We start from the raw sequence: 24,879 nt of genomic DNA on the forward strand, positions 1-24,879 counted from the left end.
ATTAGCTTCCCGTTTTTGAATAGTTTTTGAGGAAAATAACCCACAACCTTTGACAGGTCGTCAGATTTTTTCGATAATAGTAAGTAAAATTACATTACTCATGCACGTTAACTACTACCATGCTGCGACGAGTCCAAGTCGATTGGAGCGGTAAGAAAAAGGGTGTCGAATGTTATGACCAAAAAACAAATCGTAAGTATTGAGGACCTTCTCGACGCGCTCGGGGAGTATATGGGTGAAGACGAGATTGCCGAAGTGAGACGCGCTTACGAATACGCAAAACTGCATCATACCGGTCAGTTCCGACGTTCCGGCGAACCCTACATTCTGCATCCGGTCCAAGTGGCCGGTATTCTCGTTGATATCGGGTTAGACGCGACGACGATTATCGGTGCGCTTCTTCATGATGTCGTTGAAGACACGGACATCACGCTCAAACAACTCGCTGACGAGTTTGGGGTCGAGGTGGCCATGCTCGTCGACGGTGTGACGAAGCTCGGTAAAATCAAATATAAATCGAAAAAAGAAGAGCTCGCCGAGAATCACCGCAAGATGATTATCGCGATGGCTGAAGACGTACGTGTCATCTTGATCAAACTCGCCGACCGTCTGCATAACATGCGGACGCTTCAACATATGCCGAAAGAGAAGCAAGTTCAAAAAGCGGAAGAAACGCTCGAGATTTTCGCGCCGCTCGCCCACCGGATGGGGATCTCGACGATCAAATGGGAGCTCGAGGATATTTCGTTACGTTATATCAATCCGCAGCAATACTATAAAATCGTCTCGATGATGAAACAGAAGCGGACCGAGCGGGAAGCGCTCGTCACTTCGGTCATCACAGAAGTGAACACCGTCCTCGAGGACGTGAGCATCGAGGCCGACGTCAACGGCCGTCCGAAGCACATCTACTCGATTTACAACAAGATGGTGAAGCATAAGAAAGAGTTCAATGAGATTTATGACTTGATGGCCGTCCGCATCATCGTCGATTCGATTCGCGACTGCTACGCCGTCCTCGGCATCATCCACACGCAATACAAGCCGATGCCGGGCCGGTTCAAGGATTATATCGCCATGCCGAAACCGAACATGTATCAGTCGCTCCACACGACGGTGATCGGACCGAAGGGTGAGCCGCTCGAAGTGCAAATCCGTACGAAGGACATGCACTTCATCGCCGAGTTCGGGATTGCCGCGCACTGGGCCTATAAAGAAGGAAAGAGTGTCGCGACGAACGGGTTCGATGAAAAGATCGCCCATCTGCGCGAGATTTTAGAGCTACAAAAAGATACGACCGACGCTGAGGAGTTCATGGAATCGCTCAAAGTCGATTTCTTCAGCGATATGCTCTACGTCTTCACACCGAAAGGGGACGTCTTCGAGTTGCCGAAAGGATCGGTCCCGATCGATTACGCCTATCGCATCCATACCGAGATCGGTCACCGGATGACGGGGGCGAAAGTGAACGGACGGATGGTGCCACTCGACCATAAACTCGAGACAGGTGACATCATCGAGATCATCACGTCGAAACATAGCTATGGGCCGAGCAAGGACTGGCTCAAGCTCGCCGTCTCGAGCCAGGCGAAGAACAAGATTCGCCAATGGTTCAAGCGCCAACAGCGTGAAGAGAACGTCGAGAAAGGCAAAGAGCTCGTCGACGTCGAGATTAAGAAGCTCGGCTTCGAGCCGAAAGAAGTGATCGATGACCAGTCGCTCGCCGTCGTCGTCGAGAAGTTCAACTTCGGGAACGAGGAAGAGATGTACGCCGCGGTCGGCTATCATGGCATCACGGCCGCCCAAGTCGCCCACAAGTTGACGGAGAAGCAGCGCAAAGAGCCAAAACTCGAGCTGTCGGACGCGATCAACGAATTGAAAGTCAGTCAGTCGCCGAAGAAGAAGACGGCCGAGGCCGGCGTCTCGGTGAAAGGGATTGACAACATGCTGATCCGCATGAGCCGCTGCTGTAACCCAGTGCCGGGCGATGAAATCGTCGGGTATATCACACGTGGACGCGGCGTGTCGATTCACCGGAAGGACTGCTTGAACATCATCAATGAGCAGCACCCGGAGCGACTCCTCACGGTCGAGTGGGAAGTCGGTCAGGCGAAGGAGAAGAACTATAACGTCGACATCGAGATCACCGGCTACGACCGTTCCGGTTTGTTGAACGACGTGCTCCAAGCCGTCTCGGCGACGAACACGAACATCGTGGCGGTGAGCGGACGCGGGGACCAGAACAAACAGGCCCGTATCTCGATGACGATCTCGATTCCGAACGTGAACCATTTGCAAAAAGTCGTCGACCGGATTAAGCAAATCTCGGACGTGTACTCGGTCAGCCGAGTCATGATGACGTGACGAAAGGAAGATTTCTGTGCGTGTATTGTTGCAACGAGTAAAAGAAGCATCCGTCACCGTCGATGAGGAGACGATCGGTCAAATCGAGGCCGGTTATTTGCTCCTCGTCGGGGTGACGCACGAGGACACCGAGACGGAAGTAAACTGGCTCGCCGACAAGGTGGCCGGACTCCGTGTCTTCGAGGACGCGGACGAGAAGATGAACTTATCGATTCAAGACGTCGCCGGCAAAGTGTTGTCCGTGTCGCAGTTCACGCTTTACGGGGACACGCTCAAAGGCCGTCGTCCCGCGTTCACGCAAGCAGCAAAGCCGGATATCGCCGAACGCCTTTACGAGAAATTCAACGAGCGTTTGCGGACGCACGGGCTCGTCGTCGAGACCGGGAAGTTCGGGGCGATGATGGATGTCGCGCTCGTCAATGACGGTCCGGTCACGCTCATGCTCGAAAAAAACGCTTGACAGAAGCAGGCGTGATTCGGCATCATGAACCATATAACCTAACACCTACGATAAAGAAAAGTACGGTCACCCCACCAGCAAAGAGAGCGATGCCTAGGCTGAAAGCATCGACTGGATGATGACCCGAACGACACTTTGGAGGTGCTTCCTTGAACTCGAGTAGGGGGAGCCGTTTCATCGGGCGTTAACCGATTTCGAGTGGCAGAGTATCGATTATGGCTCTGCAACGAGGGTGGTACCACGGGAAACTTTAACAGGCTCTCGTCCCTTTGCGGACGAGGGCCTTTTTGTATTCTAAGGAGGGAATTTTAGATGAAAGCACCACGCGGCACACAAGACCTGCTTCCGGGCACGGTCGAGACGTGGCAGTATGTCGAAGAGAAACTACGCGACATCAGCGCCCGTTACAACTATAAAGAGATTCGTACCCCGATTTTTGAAACGACCGACCTGTTCACACGCAGCGTCGGCGAGACGACGGACATCGTCCAAAAAGAGATGTTCACGCTCGTCAAGAAAGGCAAGGACGAGTATACGCTCCGTCCGGAAGGGACGGCCTCGGTCGTCCGCGCATTCGTCACGAACAAGCTGTTCGGTAGCCCTGACCAGCCGACGAAACTATACTACATGGGACCGATGTTCCGCTACGAGCGTCCACAAAAAGGACGCTTCCGCCAACTGCACCAATACGGTGTCGAGGCGATCGGTAGCAGTGACCCGGCCGTCGACGCAGAAGTGATCAGCCTCGCCTACACGATTTACAAATCGTTCGGCCTGAAGCAAATCAAGGTCGTCGTCAACTCGCTCGGTGACGCCGAGAGCCGCAACGCTCACCGCGAAGCGCTCATCCGTCACTTCGAACCGGTCCAGCATGAGCTGTGCCAAGATTGCCAGACGCGATTGCACCAAAACCCGCTTCGCGTCCTTGACTGCAAAGTCGACCGCGACCACCCGTCGATGAAGTCGGCACCTTCGATTCTCGACTTCTTGAACGAAGAGTCGAAGACGTACTTCGAGAAAGTACTCGCGCACTTGGATGCGCTCGGCGTCGCTTACGTCGTCGACCCGACGCTCGTCCGCGGTCTCGACTACTATACGCACACAGCGTTCGAGATCATGTCAGAGGCAGAAGGCTTCGGCGCCATCACGACGCTATGCGGCGGTGGACGCTATAACGGTCTCGTCCAAGACATCGGTGGACCGGACATGCCGGGCATCGGTTTCGGGATCGGGCTCGAGCGTCTCATCCTCGCTCTCGAGAATGAAGGGGTGCTCCCGGCACTCGAGACGGGACTTGATGTCTTCGTCGTCGCCCAAGGCGGATCCGAAGTCGAAGTGACGGCGACACGCCTGTTGCAACTGCTTCGCATCGAAGGCTTCAAGGCGGACCGCGACTATCTCGGCCGCAAGTTCAAAGGACAATTCAAACAAGCTGACCGCTTGAACGCGAAGTTCACCGTCATCCTCGGAGACGATGAAGTCGAACGCGGCTCGGCCTCCCTCAAGGTCATGGCGACCGGGGAACAAGTTGACGTGCCGCTCTCGGCCGTCGCAGATAAAATTCGTGAACTATCGGAAGGAGCAGGACAATGATTGGACGCACACATATGAACGGCCGCGTGACAGAATCACTCATCGGCCAAGACGTACAACTTAAAGGATGGGTACAAAAACGTCGCGACCTCGGAGGCCTCATCTTCATCGACCTTCGTGACCGCACAGGCATCGTCCAAGTCGTCGTTCGCCCGGAAAACGAAGCGGTGCACAAGCTCGCTGAGTCGATCCGCAGCGAATACGTACTTGATATTAAAGGAACTGTCCTCGAACGTGAGAACAAGAATCCGAATATGCCGACCGGGAACATCGAAGTCATCGCCTCTGAAATCAACATCTTGAACGCGGCGAAGATGACGCCGATTCCAATCGGTGACGAGGCCGAGAACGTATCGGAAGACCTCCGTCTCAAATACCGTTATCTCGACCTCCGTCGTCCGGCACTCCAAGAGACGTTCCGTCTCCGCTCGAAGGCGTCGAACACGATCCGTAACTTCTTGACGGAAGAAGAGTTCCTCGAAGTCGAGACGCCGATTTTGACGAAGTCGACACCGGAAGGCGCGCGTGACTATCTCGTCCCGAGCCGTGTTCACGGCGGCGAATTCTACGCACTTCCACAGTCACCACAGTTGTTCAAGCAGCTCCTCATGGTAGCTGGATTCGACCGTTACTTCCAAATCGCACGCTGCTTCCGTGACGAAGACCTTCGGGCCGACCGTCAACCGGAATTCACGCAAGTCGATATCGAGACGAGCTTCATGGACGTCGAAGACTTGATGGCGATGATGGAATCGATGATGGCGCAAGTCATGGAAGCGACGCTCGGTCGCACCGACACGCCGGCCAAGTTCGAGCGGATGACGCACGAAGAGGCGATGCGCCGTTTCGGTTCAGATAAACCGGACACACGTTTCGGTCTTGAACTCATCGACGTCGCGGACGCCGTCACAGGTGCCGGCTTCAAAGTGTTCGACATGGCGCTCGAGTCGAACGGACAAGTCAAAGCGATCAACGTCAAAGGCGAGGCGGACAAGTTCTCGCGTAAAGATATCGACAAGCTTCAAGAGTTCACGGCCGTCTACGGCGCGAAAGGCCTCGCTTGGCTCAAAGTGACGCCAGAAGGCTTGAACGGACCGATCGCCAAGTTCTTCGACGAGACGTACGCTCAGAAGTTGATGGAAGCGACGAACGCGGAAGCGGGCGACTTGCTCCTCTTCGTGGCATCAAAACCGACAGTCGTCGCCGACAGCCTCGGCGCGCTTCGCGTCAAGCTCGGTCATGAGCTCGGGCTCATCGACGAGTCGAAGTTCAACTTCCTTTGGGTGACGGACTTCCCTCTCGTCACGTTCGAAGAAGAAGACGGCCGTTTCTACGCCAACCACCACCCGTTCACGATGCCAAACCGTGAAGACCTCCACTTGCTTGAGACGGATCCAGCGAGCGTACGCGCCCTTGCCTATGACCTCGTCTTGAACGGCTATGAGCTCGGTGGCGGCTCGCAACGGATTTATGAGCGTGACATTCAAGAGCGCATGTTCAAATTGCTCGGCTTCACAGAACAAGAAGCAGTCGACCAGTTCGGCTTCTTGCTCGAAGCGTTCGAATATGGCACACCGCCGCACGCAGGTATCGCGCTCGGTCTCGACCGTCTCGTCATGATTCTCGCGGGTCGTTCGAACCTTCGTGACACGATTGCCTTCCCGAAAACGGCGTCGGCGAGCGACTTGCTCACACAAGCACCAAGCCCGGTCGCGGACGCGCAACTCCAAGAGTTGTCGATTCGTACCGCATTGAAAGAGAAGAAATAAGCCATCAAAAGGAGGTTCGCCGCGGCGAACCTCCTTTTACTTACACGGAAACAGATGTGACCCAGTTTTCTTTGATTTCTTGAACGACACGATCTGGATTTTCCCAATGGAGCATGTGTGAAGCGGATGGGACGGGTTTGACGACGGCACCGGTCAATTCGGCGATTTGATTCGATGCATCGATTTTAAATGGCTCATCTGCTTCTGGAAGCGTCGCCCGCAACAGGATGATCGAGTTCGATTGCACCCGGCTTGAAAAATCGAGCACCTCATCGCGATACATCGATCGAATGATGGCTGCACCAGTTTTTCCGCGAGCGTGCCAATAGTATCGGTTGTCTCTATGTACGGCAAGGTCTTGCGCGGCCAAATCTAGGAGTGGGGAACGTCTCGAGATCCCATCGTAGACCGCCATCGATTCGAATTCGCCCCAAGTCTCACAAAAAACTTCAAAATCTGTTTCGTAATACGCCGCCTCTTTCTCTGAAGAGCGTCCGCGCAGCCGCTTACTTTGATACCCACCATCAATCAAAATTGAACCGTCGACGCGGTCGCCTTGATCGATCAAATAGTAGAGGTGGATGAAAGACCCCCAGGAATGGGAGAGGAAATAAAAACGGTTCACATCAAGCATGTCGAGCACTTGATTCAGCCACTCACAAAAGCGAGGGAAGTCGTATGCATGCTCGTTCTGAAAAGATTGGGACATCCCATGACCTGGTGCATCAATCGCAAGGATGCGGAAGTCGTATTGCAATTTGTCCGCAACTTCGATGAAACTGAGTGCTGTACTGCCTAGGCCGTGCAAACAAAAGATGACTGGCTTGTCGCGTTCGCCCCATTCGGTGACGCGGACATCGATGTCCTGGCAATGAATCATATAGCGTTTCAATTTCAAATTCCTCCAAATCGTATGTATTAAAAAAGAAGGGTCGACCGAATTGTCCGACACCTTCTCTTCATTTCTTTATCTGTTGTTAGTTTTCCTCTTGGTCATTCATCTTTTTCGCCGTTCGCTGAAGCGCGAATCCGAAGGCGAACAGTGAGGCGATCACGGCCGTCATCGTGTAGACCGAGTCCGCGAACGCCAGGTAAATGCCGAACAGGCCGAGCCCGAAGCTGAGGATGAACCAAAGCCAGAGGCTCGGATGGTCGCGTAACGCCTGCTTCATCGGCTCGGGACGTTCAACTGGCAACCGGTCCCATCGGTCACGAGCAAGTTCGAGTTGAACACTTGGCCGTTACTCTTCAAGACGAGCGTCCGTTTATCGTCACGATAGTCGATGATCATGTCCTCGTCCAAAAAGATTTTCGTCCAGTTCTTGATGAGAATCGGGCCGACGTTCGAATCAATCTCGACATCTTCTGGTGTCGTCTCGGTCACGTAGCGAATCTCGAAGATGCCGCTATTGCCACAGCCGCAACCTTCCGTCTCATAAAACAAGTGCATTTGTCCGTCACGGTCGCCTTTTAAGGCATCAATCCGCGCCTGAGCGCGTTCTGTAATTTGTACGTTCATGGGTATCACTCCTTATGTCTATTATACCTCGCTGGAAAAAAGATTGAAAAAGACGTGCTTCCCGTTTTCCACTTCCTGCAAAAAGGCGTAAACTATTTGTTTAGAAGGGGGAAACGACATGATCTCACGTTTTTTTAGTTATTACCGTCCACATAAGAAGTTATTCATCCTCGATTTCTCGTTCGCCATCCTCGTCGGCCTGCTCGAGCTCGGTTTTCCGCTCGCCGTACAATGGTTCATCGACGACCTGTTGCCGGGTGGGGAATGGAATTGGATTATCATCATCAGCATCGGCCTATTGATTCTTTACATACTCGCCATGATGATGCAGTACGTCGTCAACTATTGGGGGCATAAGCTCGGCATCAATATCGAGACCGATATGCGGGAAGAGCTGTTCACCCACATCCATAAACAGTCGTTCCGGTTCTTCGATAATCATAAGACCGGCCATCTGATGAGTCGGGTGACGAACGACTTGTTCGATATCGGCGAAGTGGCGCACCATGGTCCTGAAGATTTCTTCATCGCCATCATGACACTGCTCGGTGCGTTCGGAATCATGTTCTCGATTGACCCGCAACTCGCGCTCGTGACGGTCGTCGCCGTGCCATTCCTTGTCATCATGATCACGTACGCCAACAAAAACATGAACAAGGCGTGGCAAAAGATGTATACGAACATCGGTGAAGTGAACGCCCGTGTCGAGGACAGCGTCTCCGGCGCGCGTGTCGTCCAATCGTTCACGAACGAGACGTTCGAAATCAAGCGGTTCCAGAAAGACAATAACTTCTACCGCGGCTCGAAAATCGAGGCGTATCGAGTCATGAGTAAATCGCTTGCGGGCATTTATATTACGACGCGGCTCATGACGCTGCTCGTACTCGTTTACGGCGCCTATTTGACGTATCAAGGTCAACTGTCTTACGGGCAGCTCGTCGGGTTCATCCTCTATATGAACTTGCTTATCAAGCCAATCGAGAAAATCACAGCCCTCCTCGAGATGTATCCGAAAGGGATGGCCGGCTTCAAACGATTCACGCAATTATTGGACGAGGCCCCAGACATCGAGAACCGTCCGGACGCCGTCGACGTCACGGCACTGAAAGGCGACATCGCCTTCCAAAACGTCTCGTTCGGCTACTCAGACTATCGCCAAGTGTTGACTGACATCGACCTCGACATCAAGTCAGGTACGACGGTCGCCCTCGTCGGGACGAGCGGAGCTGGGAAGACGACGATTTGTTCGCTCATCCCTCGTTTCTATGACGTGACGAGCGGTGCCATCACGATTGACGGTATGGACATCCGCGATATGACGAAAGAGAGTCTGCGACGCCAAATCGGAATCGTGCAACAGGACGTGTTCTTGTTCGCGGGAACACTTCGTGAGAATATCGCTTACGGGAAGCTGGATGCGACCGACGCGGAAATTATGCATGCGGTCGAGAAAGCACATTTGAACTCGCTCGTCGACGAGTTGCAGTACGGCCTCGATACGCAAATCGGGGAGCGGGGCTTGAAGCTGTCGGGCGGACAGAAACAACGGATTGCCATCGCCCGGATGTTCCTCAAAAATCCACCGATTTTGATTTTGGACGAGGCGACGTCCGCGCTCGACACGGAGACGGAAGCGATCATTCAAGACTCGCTCAATGAACTCGCGGCCGACCGGACGACGCTCATCATCGCCCACCGCTTAGCGACGGTGAAAAATGCCGACCGCATCCTCGTCGTCACCGCTGACGGCATCGTCGAGGACGGGACGCACGATGAATTGAGCATGAAAGGCGGCGTGTTCGCCGGATTGCTCAGACGCCAACAACTATAAGGAATGGGCAGCCACCAATAATTTTTGGTGGCTGTCGTGCGTTAGTGGGGTATAGACAGGAATATAGTTGTGATGAGGAGGAAAACAAGTGATGAAAGCAATACAGGTCATCGGTTACGGTGACGTCGATCAATTACAAGTCGTCGATGTCGCGATTCCGAGCCTAAAACAAGGAGAAGTGCTCGTGCGCGTGAAGGCGTGCGGGATTAACAATACCGAGATTTGGATGCGAGAAGGGGCGTATGGGACGGCCAAAGAGTCAGGCTGGCGACCGGAAGGGGTCCAGTTCCCACGGGTCCCGGGTTCAGATATCACCGGGGAAGTCGTGAAGGTCGGCAGCGGGGTCGAGGAGACGATGGTAGGACGTCGCGTCATCCTGTTCCCGTTCACATCGAGCGGGCAGGACGGGGAAGAGCATATCGCTGACGATATGTCGTTCATCGGTTCCGAGTACGATGGCGGTTATGCCGAATATGTCGCTTGGCCGGCCGCACTCTGTTACGATATGCCGCTCGACAGTTTCGTCGATAGCGCCGTCTTCACGGTGAGCGGGTTGACGGCGTGGCATATGAATGAGCAGATTGAGATTCAGCCGGGGCAGACGATTGTCGTCACCGGTGCGAGCGGTGGGGTCGGGTCGTTCAACGTCCAAATCGCGGCGAACGTGCATGGTGCGAACGTATTCGCCATCGTCGGCGACTTGAAAGATGAGGCGAAGCTGAAAGAACTTGGCGCGAGCCGTGTCTTTTCATACCGCTCCGAGACACTCGCCGACGAGATTCTCGAGGCGAACGGCGGGCCGGTCGATGCCGTCCTTGATGTCGTCGGTGACGCCTTGTTCGCGACGTCGCTCGAGGTGTTGAAAAACGGCGGTAAGTTCTGTATTTCCGGTTCGGCCGGGGGACAACAGACGAACCTCGATTTCCGGAAGCTGTATTTGAAACATATCACCATGTACGGCTCCGTACTCGGCACGCGGGCCGAGTTCCAAGCGATGCTCGAGGCGATTGAGGACGGTAAGATTCGGTCACTCGTCGATCGGATGTTCCCGCTTGCTGAGGCGCGGGACGCCCAAACGTATTTCAAACAACGGGGCAAATTCGGGAAAATTGTCCTCGTGCCATAACGAAAAGAGAGGAAACCGGACTGTGTCCGATTTCCTCTCTTTTTTATCAAAATTAGGCGAGAATACGCCCACTTCTAAACGTGACGGGCGAAGCCCCAGTGAAAGTGGGCAATGAATCGCCACCCTCTCTTTTGGGTATAAATACCTAGAGGAGGTGAACATCATGTTGAAGCAAAAAGCGTATCGATTCCGGATCTACCCGACAACGGAGCAGGAGATCCTGATCGCCAAGACGATCGGCTGTTCCCGCTTCGTCTTCAACCATTTTCTAGCGAAGTGGGAAGAGACCTACGAGGCGACAGGAGAAGGACTGTCCTACGGTTCCTGTTCGAAAAAAATCCCTGCCTTGAAGCAAGAGTTCGACTGGCTGAGGGAGGTCGATAGCACCTCTGTCCAAGCGAGCGTCAAGCACCTGGCCGAGGCGTATGACCGCTTCTTCAAGAAGCAGAACGGACGGCCCCGGTTCAAGTCGAAACGGAACCCGGTCCAATCCTACAAGACGAACATCCAAGGCAAGTCTCAACTTCCTGAGGTGTCGATCGTCGGGAACAAGCTCAAACTCCCGAAGCTGAAGTGGGTCCGGTTCGCCAACTCGAGGAAGGTCGAGGGCCGCATCTTGAACGCCACGATCCGACGCAACGCCTCGGGCAAACATTTCGTCTCCCTCTGCGTCGAGCAGGAGGTCGACGAGCTGCCGAAGACCGGCTCCTCGGTCGGCGTCGACGTAGGCCTGAAGCATTTCGCCGTCCTGTCCGACGGCACGGTGTACCAAAACGACCGCTACTTCCGTTCGCTCGAGAAGAGACTGGCGCGCGAGCAACGCAAGCTGTCGCGGCGTCGGCTCATCGCCCTGAACCGGAACATCAAGCTGTCCGAGGCCAAGAACTACCAGAAGCAGAAGCGGAAGGTCGCCCGCATCCATGAGAAGATCGCCAACAAGCGCACCGACTTCCTGCACAAGGTGTCGACCGAGATCGTCAAAAGCCACGACGTCATCGGCATCGAGACCCTGCAGGTGAAGCACATGCAGCAGGACCGCAAGTTGAGCAAGTCCATCTCTGACGTCAGTTGGTCGGAGTTCTTCCGCATGCTCGCATACAAGGCGGACTGGTACGGCAAGACCGTCGTGAAGGTCGGGAAAACGTTCGCCTCGAGCCAGCTCTGTTCGAGTTGCGGCCATCAACACAAGGACGTGAAGCATCTCGGTCTGCGCGAGTGGACATGCCCGGGTTGCGGGACCCATCACGACCGCGATGTGAACGCAGGACTGAACCTCAAACGCGAGGCCGAGCGCATCCTGGCCTCCTCAACCGTCGGGACGACGGGGCTAGCCTGATCAGGTTCCGGTCGTCAGACCGGATCACCCAGGAATCCTCCACCTCCAAGCGAAGCGTAGGTGGGGGTAGTTCAAGCGGCCACTTTCGCCCGGTCGATGACTGAGACGAGGCGCCGGAACTGTTCAAGCCAAAACTGGAAGAACGGGCCGATCAGGAAAATCGACAGCACCGTTCCGAAAAAGACCGGTCCGCCGAGCACCCAGCCGATGAGGCAAGCCGTCAGTTCCATCCACGTCCGCATCATCCGGACCGACGTGTTGAACCGGTCGGCCAAAGCGAGCGTCAATCCGTCCCGTGGGCCGGCCCCGTAACCGATGGCGACGTACAATCCGGCACCCATCCCGATGACGAAGATGCCAAGGATGAGCCAGGCGATGTTGAGTGCGATGCCGTCAAGTTGCGGCAACCAATGATGGTCGAGAATCAAGTTCATGAACACGCCGACGAAGACGGCGTTGACGAGCGTCCCGAACTGGGGCCGAATCCGGTCCAGTATGTACTTGCAGAAGACGAGCAGGAGACCGACGAGCAAGATGATTGTCCCGACAGAGATCGGGGTATGGCGGGCGAGCCCGAGATGGAGCACGTCCCATGTCGATACGCCGAGGTCGGCCGTGATCATCATCGAAGACCCAAGGGCGAGCAAGAATAGACCACCCATGAATAACACCCACTTCAAACTGATTCGTAAAGATTGTACCCATACCGCGTGCATGATGGTCGCCTCGATTCCCTAAAATGTTCCATCATCATATCATATCTGGTTTCAACAGAAGAAAAAAACGCCTCGGACGAGGTCCGAAGCGCTTGGCTCACTTTTTAGGTGTTGATGCTTTTTTTGCTTTGTTCTTTTTATAGTAATCGTAGACGAACGGTGCGACCGCCGTCGCGACTTTAATGAGTGTACCAAATTTACCTTTTCTAGCCATGTTGCTGCACCCCTTTCTGTTCTAATGATGTATATTCCACCCGTTCCGGAAATGAAAACATGTTTCGTACAGTTTCGTCTAAGCGAGCACCGGGATTCATGTTCCATAATGGGGGGAGGAGGCGAAATCAATGAAGACGATTATCTGGTATCAAAATGATTTACGGGTCGACGACCATCGTCCGCTCGAGGAGGCGCTCCGGCATGACGATCCGATTGAAGGTCACTACATCATTCCACAAGAAGAGCTCATTGAAAACCGGTTCGGCCATACGCCGCTCGGACCACGGCGACTTCAGTTTTTGAACGAGTCACTCGACGACTTGGCCGGTTCGCTCGCAGCGCTCGGCATCCCGCTCTTCGTCCATGTCGGTCATCCGCTCGACATGTTCGAACCGACTGACCGCCTGTTGTTCCAACGGTCGATCGGCTATAACGAACGGAAACGCGAACGTGAGGTCATGACCGCGTGGCAGGGCGAGTGTCAGGCGTTCGACGGGTTCATGCTCTATCCACGCGACGAGATTCCGTTCGAGAAACTGCCATTCCTCTTCACCGAGTTCCGGAAAGCAGTGGAAAATGATGCAAGACCGGACCGTTTGATTGAGCGCTCGCCTGCGAAGGAACTGCGAGCCGTCGATTTTCCGATCGCTTATGAACAGCCGCGATACGACGCACGGACTGCGTTTCCATTTCGAGGCGGGGAACGGGCGGGGTGGGAACGGCTCGCGGCCTATTTGGCCGGTCCGGTCCGGACGTATAAAGAGACACGGAACGGCTTCGGGGTCGACGACTCATCGAAACTGTCGGCTTATCTTGCCAACGGCTCGTTGTCACCGCGACGGGTGCTGCACGAGCTCGAGCAACATGAGCGGTCATACGGGGCGAACGAGTCGACGTATTGGCTCTATTTCGAGCTGCTCTGGCGCGAGTTCTTCCAATGGGTCGCCCTCGAGCAAGGGAAACGACTGTTCCGCGCCCAAGGCATCCGTTCGAAACAGAAGACATGGCGCGTGGACGATGACGTCATCGGGCGTTGGCAAGCGGGAGAGACGGGCGTCGACTTCGTCGATGCGTTCATGCGCGAATTGAACGCGACGGGATGGATGTCAAACCGGGGGCGTCAAATCGTCGCGAGCTATTTTGCGAAAGAGCTCGGGCAGGACTGGCGTATCGGCGCGTCGTATTTCGAATCGATGCTGATCGACTATGATGTTGCCAGCAATACCGGCAATTGGGCGTACCAGGCCGGCGTCGGCAACGACTCGCGAGATCGCCGTTTCAACGTCACGCGGCAACAAGATACGTACGACCCGACCGGTGCGTTTCGTAACAGCTGGTTGTGACGAAACTGTCATAAGAAGTCGTCGTTTCTGATTGACTTCTTTTTACAGACAGTGCTATAGTAAGGGCAACAGATGGGATACCTGAGGTGTACGAGAGCCGCCTTCGTTATTTTGAGCCAACACTTTGAATACGGGAGACCGAACTGCCATCCAGATCAACTGCCTCATCACGTGCAGGAGGACTTGTGAAGGGGACGCTAGGTCACCCACCTGCTTAAGCAGGTTCAAAAGCAGGGCATCGTCACGGCACTCCGGGTCCCATCGATTTTATTGTAAAAACGTCGCTAGACGTCTTTTTTTTGATTATAATTCCGAGTAAAATAGTGTGAGAAAATAGGATTCATTTGGAGGAAGAGTATGTTACACCAGTTTTCACGTAATGAGTTGGCCATCGGTCAAGAAGGTTTAGAAGCATTAAAAGGTAAGACGGTCGCCATCCTCGGTGTCGGCGGTGTCGGGTCGTTCGCGGCCGAGGCACTTGCCCGGAGCGGAGTCGGACGCATCGTCCTCGTCGATAAGGATGACATCGACATCACGAACGTCAACCGCCAAATCCACGCGCTCTTGTCGACGGTCGGGCAACCGAAAGTCGAAGCGATGGGAACACGTCTCCTCGACATCAACCCGGAGCTCGAGCTCGTCAAACTGAAAATGTTCTATACAGAAGAGACGTTCGAAGAATTCTTCGCCCAAGACCTCGATTTCGTCATCGACGCCTCGGATACGATTATCTATAAGATTCATTTGATCGTCGAGTGCAAACGCCGGGGCATCCCGGTCATCTCGAGCATGGGCATGGCCAACAAGATGGACCCGACGCGCATCAAAGTCGTCGACATCAAGGATACGACGTACGACCCGATCGCCAAGATGGTCCGGACACGTCTCCGTAAAGAGCGTATCCATAAAGGCGTCCCGGTCGTCTTCTCGGACGAGTCACCGATCGTGACACGCGAAGACGTGAACGAGGTCGTCGGGAAGAAAGATGCCCCGATCCGTAAAGCGAAGATGCCGCCGAGTTCGAACGCGTTCGTCCCGTCGGTCGCAGGCCTCGTCGCTGCGGGCTATGTCATCAATCAAATGCTCGAGACAGCGGGTGTCGAGATCAACCGCATCCAGAAATGAAAAAACGACGCCGGCTCATCAGAGTCAGCGTCGTTTTTCCCAATAGTCGAGCCGTTTTTGCAGCTGTTGCTCGAAGCCACGGCTCGTCGGTGTATAATATTTAGGACGTTTCCGGGCCAGATTCTCTGGCCAATAGTTTTGCGGGACGTAGCCATCTTTCTCGTCGTGCGGGTATTTGTAGCCGGCACCGTTGCCGAGCTCACGGGCACCCGGGCTATGGGCGTCGCGGAGATGGACCGGGACCGGACCGCCCTCGACGGTACGGACGTGATGAATCGCCTTGTCGATGGCGGTGATGACCGCGTTCGATTTCGGTGCCGTCGCAAGATAAAGGACGGCCTGTGCCATCGGGATGCGCGCTTCCGGGAAACCGACATGTTCGCTCGCGCGGGCGGCCGCATCGACGATGACGAGCGCGTTCGGGTCACTGAGCCCGATATCTTCGGCCGCATGGACGTAGAGCCGGCGCATGATGAAGCGCGGTGATTCACCGGCCTCGATCATGACGGCGAGCCAGTAGAGGGCCGCGTCCGGGTCTGAGCCACGAATCGACTTGATGAACGCCGAGATGACGTCATAATGCCGGTCGCCCGTCTTGTCGTACTTGATTGCTTTTTGTTGAATCGACTCTTCGGCGACTTCGAGCGTGATGTCGATTTTGCCGTCAATCTCGGGTGTCGTCAACACGGCCAGTTCGAGCGCGTTCAACAGCACGCGGTAGTCACCGTCCGCCATTTTGATATAATGCTCCACGGCGGCTTCCTCAATCTTGACCGGATAATTGCCAAGTCCTTTTTTATCAGCTAGAGCCCGTTCCAAAACGACACGAAGTTCGTCTGGTCCAGGCGGTTCGAGCCGAAACACGGTCGCGCGCGACAGCAACGCCGCGTTGACCTCGAAACTCGGGTTTTCGGTCGTCGCCCCGATCAAGATGAGCTTGCCGGCCTCGAGTGCCGGGAGCAGGGCGTCTTGCTGCAATTTATTGAAACGATGAATCTCGTCTAAAAATAAAATCGTTCGTTCTTGTTCGAAGTCGAACCGGGACTCGGCCTCACGGATGACACTTCGTAGTTCATCAAGTTTGGCCGTGACGGCGTTCAATTGGACGAACGTCGCTTTCGTATAATTTGAAATGACGCGGGCGAGCGTAGTCTTGCCCGTTCCCGGCGGTCCATACAGGATGATCGTGCCGAGACGGTCGGCCTCGATGGCCCGGCGCAACAATTTGCCTTCGCCGATGATGTGGCGTTGACCGATGACTTCGTCTAACGTTTCCGGCCGCATCCGATTGGCGAGTGGGCCGCTATTCGATTGCTGAAATAAATCACTCATACGTACACATTCCTTTCGACAAACGTTTGTTCGATTAGTATAGCAGAAGGAGACATGAAGATGAAAATATCTACAAAAGGTCGTTATGGATTGACGATCATGATCGCACTGGCTCGGGAAACGGACAATAAACCGCTCAGCTTGAAAAAGATTGCGGCCCGGCATGACTTGCCGGAACATTACTTAGAGCAATTGATCGGTCCACTCCGCAACGGTGGTCTCGTCAAGAGCGTGCGCGGGGCGTATGGCGGCTATCAGCTCGTCAAACCGGCGACGGACATCACGGCTGGAGAAATCATCCGTCTGCTCGAAGGCCCGCTCACGATTGTCGAAGATTCAGAGGCAGATGACGCCGTGAAACGGAAGCTATGGGATAAAATCAAAGCCGCAATCGAGAAAGTGCTCGAAGAGACGACACTTGCCGATCTTGCTGAAGAAGATTCAGACGGCTATATGTTCTATATTTAAAGGTGAGGTGAACGAACATGAACTACTTTGATCATGCCGCAACGACGCCGATGCGTCCGGAGGTGCTCGAGGCGATGACGCCGTATTTGCTCGAGCAATACGGCAATCCGTCGAGCATCCACGGCATCGGACGGACGGCCCGCGCCGCGTTAGACGCTTCACGCCGGACACTCGCCACGTGGATCGGGGCGACCTCGAACGAGATCGTCTTCACGTCGGGTGGGACCGAGTCGGACAATTATGCGTTGTTCGGCGCGGCGTACGCGAATCAACATAAAGGCAAACATTTGATTACGACGAAAGTCGAACATCACGCCGTCCTGCACGCGATGGAGCAACTCGAACGGGAAGGCTTCGATGTGACGTATCTCGATGTCGACGCGACGGGTGCGGTGACGCTTGAATCAGTCCGATCCGCACTCCGGGACGATACGATTCTCGTCTCGGTCATGTACGGCAACAACGAGGTCGGCACATTGCAACCGATTGCGGAAATCGGGGCGCTCCTCGCCGACCATCAGGCCTATTTCCATACAGACGCGGTCCAAGCGCTCGGCACGGAAACGATTGACGTCAAGGCGCTCGGTGTCGATTTATTGTCGGCCTCGGCCCATAAAATCAACGGCCCGAAAGGTATCGGTTTTCTTTTTATGAAAACAGGTGTAAAATTAGCGACGCGTTCTTTTGGAGGACAACAAGAACGGAAACGTCGAGCCGGCACGGAAAACGTTCCGGGTGCCGTCGGGTTCCAACAAGCAGCCGAACTGGCCAAAATCGAACGGGCCGAACGGGTGAACACGTATCAGCAAATGGCTGAGGCGCTCTTCGGGCGACTCGATGAACTTGGAGTCGAGTATGACGTGAACGGGGCGAATCGCTTGCCGCACATCGTCAACTTGTATCTCCCGGGCATCGAGCTCGAACCGTTCCTGATCATGATGGACATGCGCGGTTTTGCCATCTCGAGCGGCAGTGCCTGCACGGCCGGGTCGATCGAACCGTCACACGTATTGACGGCGATGTTCGGGACGTCGGAACGGACGAAACAGTCCGTCCGCATCAGCTTTGGACACGGCAACTCGGTCGAAGACGTGGAACGGCTCGCCGAACGACTCTCTGAGGTCGTCTCGACATTCACGAACGGAGTGAGATAACGAATGAACTTACGCACAAAAACCCCTGCTGAGACGACGGTCGTCGTCGGGATGTCAGGCGGCGTCGATTCATCGGTGACGGCCCATCTGCTGAAAGAGCAGGGCTATAACGTCATCGGAATCTTTATGAAAAACTGGGATGATACGGACGAGAACGGTGTCTGTACGGCGACCGAAGACTATGAAGATGTCATCGCGGTCGCGAACCAAATCGGAATCCCTTATTACGCGGTCAACTTTGAGAAAGAATATTGGGACCGCGTATTCGAATACTTCTTGGCCGAGTACCGTCTCGGACGGACGCCGAACCCGGACGTCATGTGTAACAAGGAAATCAAGTTTAAGGCGTTCCTCGATCACGCGCTTCGTCTCGGTGCCGACTTTGTCGCAACCGGGCACTACGCACGGGTCGAGTATGTCGACGGTGAGCATCGACTCCTTCGTGGGAAAGATGACAATAAAGACCAAACGTACTTCTTGAACCAGTTGTCACAAGACCAACTCGCGCGGACGATGTTCCCGATCGGTCATATGGACAAGAAAGACGTCCGTGTCATCGCCGAAGAAGCGGGACTCGCGACAGCGAAGAAAAAAGATTCGACGGGCATCTGCTTTATCGGAGAGCGAAACTTCAAAGAGTTCCTCTCGGAGTATTTGCCATCACAACCAGGCATCATGCAGACGCTCGATGGGGAACAAAAAGGAAACCATGACGGGCTCATGTATTACACGCTCGGTCAACGCCACGGTCTCGGCATCGGCGGCGACGGGGACCCATGGTTCGTCGTCGGCAAGAACGTCGAAGAAAATATCCTCTACGTCGGCCAAGGGTTCCATCATGACGCGCTCTATTCGGACGCGCTGCTCGCCTCGAAGTTGTCATGGACAGGTGCCGTCCCAACAGGTGAGTTCCGGGCTACGGCGAAATTCCGCTACCGTCAACAAGACGTACCCGTGACGATCGCACCACTTGAAAATGGCGAAGTGCTCGTGAAATTTGATGAGCCGCAACGCGCCATCACACCAGGCCAAGCGGTCGTCTTCTATGATGGCGACATCTGCCTCGGCGGTGCGACGATTGACGAAGCGTATCGAAACGGAAAACGACTCGACTATATCGGATGAGGTGATGATTTTGAACGCAAACGAATTAGGCATCCAAGCGATGCAACAAGGTGAGTTCGAACAGGCGGCCAAGCAGTTCAACGCTGCCATCGAAGCGGACTCAACCGACCCGACTGGTTACGTCAATATGGGTACGCTCCTACAAGCAATCGGTGACCATGAACGGGCCATCGTCTTTTACGATAAGGCGCTCGAACTCGACAACGCGTTCGGCGCGGCGCATTATGCGAAGGGAGCGCTCGCCTATGAGCTCGAACAGCTCGACTTGGCGGAGGCTTCGCTTCGTCAGGCGCTCCTTGCCGGGATGGACGACGCCGACCTTCATTTCATGCTCGGCTTGACGTACAAGGCGATGGGCGATTTCGTCCGGGCGTTGCCACGTCTTCGCGAGGCGATGAAGCAGGCGCCAGAAGACGTCGAGATTTCGTTCCAGTACGGGCTCGCGCTCGCACAGAACGAACAGCTCGATATGGCCGTCGAAGCGCTCGAGCATACGCTCGACCTCGACGCGAGCCATACGGACGCCCGCTACAACTTGGCGATCGCTTACGCGTTCCTCGGAGAACAAGACAAGACGTACGCCGAGCTTGAACGCGTGCTCGAGTTGCAACCGGACCATGCGCTCGCGTATGACGCGAAAGCGAAAATGGATGAGCTGCTCGGTAACTAAATCAATAAAGCGCTTCTCGCAGTGTTTGCGAGAGGCGCTTTTTGTTAGTCCCAATAATGGAAGATGACGTTACCAATTGTTTCTGGTTCCCAATATTCGATTTCTCCGCGTTCCGCCTTGTTCAGAAACGGCTGTAGCGACAAATCGAACCGCTCATTCAACTCCGCCGCTGATGGGATTTGATATAAATCAGGAAACAAATCGGTCAGTTCGGGCACATCGATATACTCGTACTGAAACGGTTCATATTTTGAGATGCCGATGACGGGATAAACTCTGCTGAGCAGCACATAGATGCTACGTCCACGGATGGTGATGGTCGCTTGGTCATAGTTCGGGGTGACCGAGTCCCCGAGGATGATGCTACACGTCCCACCTTTACGACGGGCGTAATCGAAACAAACCGTTCGGAACGATTGATCATCGAACTCGGGGGCGGGGCAGTCGCCGTATGAAAAGCCGGTGATGCATTCTGGTAAGATGAGCGTCATGACGCCACCTCCCCGATGATCCAAACCGAAACATTAAAAATCGTCACGAACAACGCGCCGGTGAGCGCGATATAGCTCCACACGACGCCCGTTCCTGATTTGGTCCGGCGTACCCCATCCGTTAAGATGAGCAACATGGCGCCGAATGACAAAAACGATAAGGCGGCAAACGAAGTCGGCCGGTCGAGCGTAGGAAACGCATCGAACACGAAATAGAGTCCGAGCGTGAGAACGGTTAACCCAGTCATGATCAGAAGTGGGAAGAAACGCATAAAACACAACCTTTTCCATTTTCTCTCATCGTATCATGTGGGGTTGTCGAGCGTATACGTGAATCAGAGTTGCTTCGTCGTGATTTTTACGGGCTCGCCACCGAACTTCTCGTACGCCTCGTCCATGTTTTTCGTATACAGCTCGATGACGTTCTTGCTCGGGTCTTTAAAGTAGGCCGAGCGCTCTTTGCCGTTGACCGTCTCGTCTTCGTCCCACGTCCGGAGCTTCGTCGGGATGTTTGACGCCTCTAATACCTCGAGCGCTTGGTCGAACGAGTCCATCGGCACATAGAACGCGCAGTGGACGTGGGCGCCGCCCTCATCATAGAGCGTATCCCACTCGGTCACCTCTTCTTGCCGATTCGATTCTTCTTCCGATGTGAAATCACGTTTCAGCCAGAGGCCGAGACGGGTGTTCCCCCCGACATAGAGCCACGTCGCCCATGGTTCGTCCGCCTGTTCCTGTGCTTCGCTCGGCTCGGCATCGTCACCGACCCATTGTTCGACGACGGGAAGTCCGAGCTTGCCGTGCCAAAAGTCGACGGCCTCCGCCATATCGGTCACTTCTAACACGAGTTCACACAGGCCACTGATTGGAATACGTTTCGTCATACATAGTCCCTCCTTCATAGGTTCACTCGAACAGTTCCCGCTTTGATTCGACGAAAAACGTGCATAGCCGTCCAATTGTTCGGGAAATGGAATAACAATTGAGAGGGGAGAAGTGTATGCGATTGATCAGTCTGGTCAGTGTCCTTGTTTTTTTTATCATCGAATGGTTTATGCTCGGTCGTCTGTTTGCCGCCATCGACGAACGTTTAGCGACGGGCGAATGGACAAACAATCTGTTGTTCCGGGTCGTCGTCGAGTCGGAGCGGGCGTCGACCGTCCTGTTAGTCTTATTCGCGACGTTCTTCGTGCTCGGTATCATCATGCATTGGGTGTTGTCGACTCATCGCTCTTGGTCCGTAACGCTCGGGACGGTCGGGGTGGCCTGGGTCGTACCAGCCCTGCTCGCGATTGTGGCTTGGTTCATCCCAAATCCATACATCCAGCTCGCCATCATCGTGTTGCAGTTGTCGTTCATCCCGCTCATCCCGTTCGTCGGACAGACGGTGCGGCTCGGTCATGTCGTGCTCAACTGGGGTGTCCATGTCGTTGCCGCAGGTCTCGTGTTGTTGATTCAGCGGCCATCTTTGGAGCAATTGTTCCGCATCGAGCGGACCGAACTGTTCGAGCGGCTCGAAGGGTATGTCAATTCGGGCGAGTTGGAACGGTTCGAACGGTTGCTTGAAACCGTGGACTTAGATCAACTTGAACGGATCTTGAACCGAATCGATCTCGATCAACTCATTCAAATCTTGGAACGGGTCGACCTCGATCAACTTGAGCGCATCTTGAACCTGTTCAGTTAGGCGATTTGTCCTATCGTTTCAACTCGGGCTATAATGGGGGATGGAAAACTAGCTGGAGGTGGCTCGAATGATGGCAGCACCTTACGAGTTGACAGGAAAAGTCATCCGCGTCCTGTTTCAATCGGAAGAAGAAGCGCACACGATCGCGCTCGTACGTATAAAAGAAAAGAATTTTGAGACAGACGAGACCGAGATGGTCATCGCCGGTGTCGGCGTCGGCATTGAAAAAGGTGAGACATACAAAGCGCACGGGCGTCTCGTCGACCATCCCCGGTTCGGGAAACAGATGAAGGCCGAGTGGATTCGTCGTGTCGTCCCGATGACGAAGCGCGCGGCCGTCCGCTTTTTAACGAACGGTTCGTTCCCTGGAATCGGACAAAAGACGGCCCAGAAGATTGCTGACGCACTCGGAGACGACTGTATCGATCAAATCGTCAAGCATCCGAGCCTTTTGTCAAACGTCGACGGCTTGAAAGAGAAACAAGCCCGCGTCATCACCGAACGGTTGAACATCTTGTATGGGGTCGACCAGTTGCTATTGTTTTTGGCGCCGTTCGACGTGACACCGCGCCTCGCCTCAAAGATTCATAAAGAGTATGAAGGACGGGCGATGGAGACGATTGAAAAAAATCCATACGCCCTCATGTATGATGTCCCTGGTATCGGCTTCAAGACGGCCGATGCCATCGCCGCTCACTTCGGAATTCAAGGAATTCATCCGGAACGGATTGCTGCGGCCGTGTTATACGTGCTCGAGCTCGAGCAAGGAAACGGGCATTTGTTCGTCACGGCCGACCAACTCGCGAACGAGATGCCGCGCATCATCGGCGGCGACCCGGGTGAGGCACTCGTCTCGGCGCTCGAGACGCTCGCGAACGATGAGCGAGTCATCGTCGAAGACGGGGTCGTCTATCATCCGCGCGTGTACCGGGCCGAACAAAAAGCGGCCGAAGAACTCGCGCGCATCATGTCGACCTCGACGACAGAAGACGTCGATATGACGACGATTTTCGATGCGGTCGGACGCGTCGAAGAGATGTTCTCGATTGAGTATGCGAAACAACAACGAGAAGCGATTGAACTCGCTTTGAAGTCGCCGCTCATGGTACTCACCGGTGGACCGGGTACCGGGAAGACGACCGTCGTCCGCGGCATCATCCACGCGCTTAGCGATGTGTTCGATTGGAAGCTCGAACCGGTACAGAATCAACCGTTCCCGTTCGTGCTCGCCGCACCGACCGGACGAGCTGCGAAACGGCTCAGTGAGTCGACGGGCTTACCGGCGTCGACGATTCACCGCCTCTTGAAGTTCGATGGCAGTTCGTTCCAAGTCGATGACACGAATCCGCTCGTCGGAAAAGTGCTCATCGTCGATGAGGCGTCGATGATCGATATCTTCTTGTTCCGAAGTCTGCTCCGGGCCGTGCCGAACGGGATGAAGATTCTCTTCGTCGGGGACCGTGATCAATTGCCTTCGGTCGGACCGGGCCAAGTGCTCGCCGATTTGATGGCGACCGACGGCATCCCGGTCGTCCGCCTTGATGTCGTCCATCGGCAGGCGTCCGAGTCGAGCATCCTGCGCCTGGCGCACGCGCTCAACGCGAAACAGATGCCGGACGATTTGCTCGCGGCGCTGCCGGACCGCCGTTTCTATACGGCCAACCAAGAGACGGCACTTCAAGCCATCTGCCAAATGGCAGGGGCCGCACTACGAAAAGGCTATTCACCGTTCGATATCCAAGTGCTCGCGCCGACGTACCGCGGGGTATGCGGCATCGACGGCTTGAACGAGGCACTTCAAAACGTGTTCAATCCGAAATCGGCGGCCCGGGAAGTGAAGCACGGCAACCGGACGTATCGAAACGGGGACAAAGTGCTCCAACTCGTCAATAACGCCGAGGAGAACGTCTACAACGGTGACATCGGCGAAATCACGAACATCTTTTACGCCAAAGAGAACGTCGACAAGGTCGATAAAATCTATATCCGTTTCGATCAAACCGAGGTCGAGTATAACCGGAGCGAATGGGACCAATTCACCCACGCCTACGCCATCACCATTCATAAGTCGCAAGGGTCCGAGTTCCCGATCGTGCTCATGCCCGTCTTCTTTAACGGCGGCTTCCGCTCGTCGCGCAACTTGATTTACACGGCTGTCACGCGGGCGAAGAAGAGCCTGCTCTTGTTCGGGGACGTGCGTGCGCTCGAGGCGGCGACACGGGAAGAGGAACCGGTGCGGCGGACGAAACTCGTCGAGCGGCTAGGCGGCAAGTCTTGACGTCTCCCGATTGACGTGTGATAATGACCAATAGAAAACTGAAACGATTAAAGACGATGAAGGAAATGAGTACGTCGTAACCGCCTCACCAGAGACATCTTCCTAGGCTGTGAGAAGATGGGGGTCCGGTCGACCGAAGCTAGTCTGGAGTCCCCACTCACCCTGGGCGCCTCATCCGCGTTATCGGATGTTCGAGGCACGGCTTTGCCGTGCGAACGAGGGTGGTACCACGAAGCGATGCTTTCGTCCCTTTCCACAGGGATGAGCATCGCTTTT

General features: G+C 54.8%; 23 protein-coding genes, 1 other RNA gene and 1 other annotated feature. Of the genes, 16 read left to right on the forward strand and 8 right to left on the reverse strand.

Translation table 11 applies throughout. The annotated features are described in order from the left end of the window. Positions 1-174: 174 nt before the first annotated feature. The 4 genes from M467_RS24950 (at position 175) to aspS (ending at position 6,186) form a co-directional block, all read left to right on the forward strand. Positions 175-2,364, forward strand: a complete 2,190-nt coding sequence (locus M467_RS24950) for a RelA/SpoT family protein (protein ID WP_021066905.1) — start codon at positions 175-177, stop codon at positions 2,362-2,364. 16 nt (positions 2,365-2,380) lie between these two features. Next, positions 2,381-2,824 (forward strand): D-aminoacyl-tRNA deacylase, encoded by a 444-nt coding sequence (gene dtd / locus M467_RS24955; RefSeq protein ID WP_021066906.1) that lies wholly within the window; start codon positions 2,381-2,383, stop codon positions 2,822-2,824. 38 nt (positions 2,825-2,862) lie between these two features. Beyond that, positions 2,863-3,096: a binding site (T-box leader), on the forward strand. 40 nt (positions 3,097-3,136) lie between these two features. Continuing rightward, positions 3,137-4,417: a histidine--tRNA ligase gene (hisS, locus tag M467_RS24960; RefSeq protein WP_021066907.1), complete on the forward strand. Its 1,281-nt coding sequence runs from the start codon at positions 3,137-3,139 to the stop codon at positions 4,415-4,417. Continuing rightward, positions 4,414-6,186 carry an aspartate--tRNA ligase gene (aspS, locus tag M467_RS24965; RefSeq protein WP_021066908.1) on the forward strand — a complete coding sequence of 591 codons (1,773 nt, stop codon included), beginning with the start codon at positions 4,414-4,416 and terminating at the stop codon, positions 6,184-6,186. The genes hisS and aspS overlap by 4 nt, the downstream gene beginning before the upstream one ends. 40 nt (positions 6,187-6,226) lie before the next feature. On the opposite strand, the gene M467_RS24970 is transcribed toward aspS, so the two are convergent. The 3 genes from M467_RS24970 to M467_RS24980 all read right to left on the reverse strand — a co-directional run bounded on the left by M467_RS24970 (position 6,227) and on the right by M467_RS24980 (position 7,705). Further along, entirely contained in the window at positions 6,227-7,078 is an 852-nt protein-coding gene (locus M467_RS24970) for an alpha/beta fold hydrolase (protein ID WP_021066909.1), read from the reverse strand. Between the two features lie 85 nt (positions 7,079-7,163). Next, a complete protein-coding gene (locus M467_RS24975; protein WP_125318019.1) occupies positions 7,164-7,382 on the reverse strand; it encodes a hypothetical protein in 219 nt (72 codons plus the stop codon). Next, positions 7,355-7,705 carry an iron-sulfur cluster biosynthesis family protein gene (locus M467_RS24980; RefSeq protein ID WP_021066911.1) on the reverse strand — a complete coding sequence of 117 codons (351 nt, stop codon included), beginning with the start codon at positions 7,703-7,705 and terminating at the stop codon, positions 7,355-7,357. The genes M467_RS24975 and M467_RS24980 overlap by 28 nt, the downstream gene beginning before the upstream one ends. Before the next feature lie 118 nt (positions 7,706-7,823). Between M467_RS24980 and M467_RS24985 the strand changes: the two genes are divergently transcribed. From M467_RS24985 to tnpB, 3 genes are all read left to right on the forward strand, one after another. Next, complete coding sequence (locus tag M467_RS24985; protein WP_021066912.1) at positions 7,824-9,536, forward strand: ABC transporter ATP-binding protein; 1,713 nt, start codon at positions 7,824-7,826, stop codon at positions 9,534-9,536. A gap of 91 nt (positions 9,537-9,627) precedes the next feature. Next, a complete protein-coding gene (locus tag M467_RS24990) occupies positions 9,628-10,662 on the forward strand; it encodes a zinc-binding dehydrogenase (RefSeq protein ID WP_021066913.1) in 1,035 nt (344 codons plus the stop codon). 163 nt (positions 10,663-10,825) lie between these two features. After that, positions 10,826-11,998 (forward strand): IS200/IS605 family element RNA-guided endonuclease TnpB, encoded by a 1,173-nt coding sequence (tnpB, locus tag M467_RS24995; RefSeq protein ID WP_021066914.1) that lies wholly within the window; start codon positions 10,826-10,828, stop codon positions 11,996-11,998. A 71-nt stretch (positions 11,999-12,069) separates the two neighbouring features. Here tnpB and M467_RS25000 read toward each other — a convergent pair whose 3' ends face one another. Continuing rightward, positions 12,070-12,714, reverse strand: coding sequence for a YczE/YyaS/YitT family protein (locus M467_RS25000; protein ID WP_031200136.1), 645 nt, complete (start codon positions 12,712-12,714; stop codon positions 12,070-12,072). Positions 12,715-13,058: 344 nt separating this feature from the next. On the opposite strand from M467_RS25000, the gene M467_RS25005 reads away from it, so the two are divergent. The 3 genes from M467_RS25005 (at position 13,059) to M467_RS25010 (ending at position 15,398) form a co-directional block, all read left to right on the forward strand. Continuing rightward, positions 13,059-14,273 (forward strand): DASH family cryptochrome, encoded by a 1,215-nt coding sequence (locus M467_RS25005; protein ID WP_021066917.1) that lies wholly within the window; start codon positions 13,059-13,061, stop codon positions 14,271-14,273. A gap of 75 nt (positions 14,274-14,348) precedes the next feature. Continuing rightward, positions 14,349-14,535, forward strand: a non-coding RNA gene (gene ssrS, locus M467_RS31625) — 6S RNA. Between the two features lie 95 nt (positions 14,536-14,630). Further along, a complete protein-coding gene (locus tag M467_RS25010) occupies positions 14,631-15,398 on the forward strand; it encodes a tRNA threonylcarbamoyladenosine dehydratase (RefSeq protein ID WP_021066918.1) in 768 nt (255 codons plus the stop codon). Between the two features lie 24 nt (positions 15,399-15,422). Here M467_RS25010 and M467_RS25015 read toward each other — a convergent pair whose 3' ends face one another. Further along, positions 15,423-16,730, reverse strand: a complete 1,308-nt coding sequence (locus tag M467_RS25015) for a replication-associated recombination protein A (RefSeq protein ID WP_021066919.1) — start codon at positions 16,728-16,730, stop codon at positions 15,423-15,425. 60 nt (positions 16,731-16,790) lie between these two features. On the opposite strand from M467_RS25015, the gene cymR reads away from it, so the two are divergent. The 4 genes from cymR to M467_RS25035 are packed head-to-tail and all read left to right on the forward strand — an operon-like array spanning position 16,791 to position 20,147. Then, on the forward strand, positions 16,791-17,198 hold the full coding sequence (cymR, locus tag M467_RS25020; RefSeq protein WP_021066920.1) for a cysteine metabolism transcriptional regulator CymR: 408 nt from the start codon (positions 16,791-16,793) through the stop codon (positions 17,196-17,198). 17 nt (positions 17,199-17,215) lie between these two features. Then, the gene (locus M467_RS25025; RefSeq protein WP_021066921.1) at positions 17,216-18,352 is read left to right on the forward strand and encodes a cysteine desulfurase family protein; all 1,137 of its coding nucleotides are present in this window, start codon (positions 17,216-17,218) and stop codon (positions 18,350-18,352) included. A 3-nt stretch (positions 18,353-18,355) separates the two neighbouring features. Then, positions 18,356-19,477, forward strand: a complete 1,122-nt coding sequence (gene mnmA / locus M467_RS25030) for a tRNA 2-thiouridine(34) synthase MnmA (RefSeq protein WP_021066922.1) — start codon at positions 18,356-18,358, stop codon at positions 19,475-19,477. A 4-nt stretch (positions 19,478-19,481) separates the two neighbouring features. After that, positions 19,482-20,147: a tetratricopeptide repeat protein gene (locus M467_RS25035; RefSeq protein WP_021066923.1), complete on the forward strand. Its 666-nt coding sequence runs from the start codon at positions 19,482-19,484 to the stop codon at positions 20,145-20,147. 44 nt (positions 20,148-20,191) lie between these two features. On the opposite strand, the gene M467_RS25040 is transcribed toward M467_RS25035, so the two are convergent. From M467_RS25040 to M467_RS25050, 3 genes are all read right to left on the reverse strand, one after another. Next, the gene (locus tag M467_RS25040) at positions 20,192-20,638 is read right to left on the reverse strand and encodes a hypothetical protein (RefSeq protein WP_021066924.1); all 447 of its coding nucleotides are present in this window, start codon (positions 20,636-20,638) and stop codon (positions 20,192-20,194) included. Then, positions 20,635-20,910 (reverse strand): hypothetical protein, encoded by a 276-nt coding sequence (locus M467_RS25045; protein ID WP_021066925.1) that lies wholly within the window; start codon positions 20,908-20,910, stop codon positions 20,635-20,637. Before M467_RS25045 ends, M467_RS25040 begins: the two co-directional genes overlap by 4 nt. A 63-nt stretch (positions 20,911-20,973) precedes the next feature. After that, positions 20,974-21,522, reverse strand: a complete 549-nt coding sequence (locus M467_RS25050) for a VOC family protein (protein ID WP_021066926.1) — start codon at positions 21,520-21,522, stop codon at positions 20,974-20,976. Positions 21,523-21,638: 116 nt separating this feature from the next. Between M467_RS25050 and M467_RS25055 the strand changes: the two genes are divergently transcribed. Together M467_RS25055 and recD2 are read left to right on the forward strand one after the other, a co-directional pair. Then, positions 21,639-22,325: a magnesium and cobalt transport protein CorA gene (locus tag M467_RS25055; protein ID WP_021066927.1), complete on the forward strand. Its 687-nt coding sequence runs from the start codon at positions 21,639-21,641 to the stop codon at positions 22,323-22,325. Positions 22,326-22,395: 70 nt separating this feature from the next. Next, positions 22,396-24,603 carry an SF1B family DNA helicase RecD2 gene (gene recD2, locus M467_RS25060; RefSeq protein WP_034797288.1) on the forward strand — a complete coding sequence of 736 codons (2,208 nt, stop codon included), beginning with the start codon at positions 22,396-22,398 and terminating at the stop codon, positions 24,601-24,603. Positions 24,604-24,879: the final 276 nt, after the last annotated feature.

Origin of the sequence: Exiguobacterium chiriqhucha RW-2, from assembly GCF_000416965.1 — a bacterium.
Taxonomy (GTDB): domain Bacteria; phylum Bacillota; class Bacilli; order Exiguobacteriales; family Exiguobacteriaceae; genus Exiguobacterium; species Exiguobacterium chiriqhucha.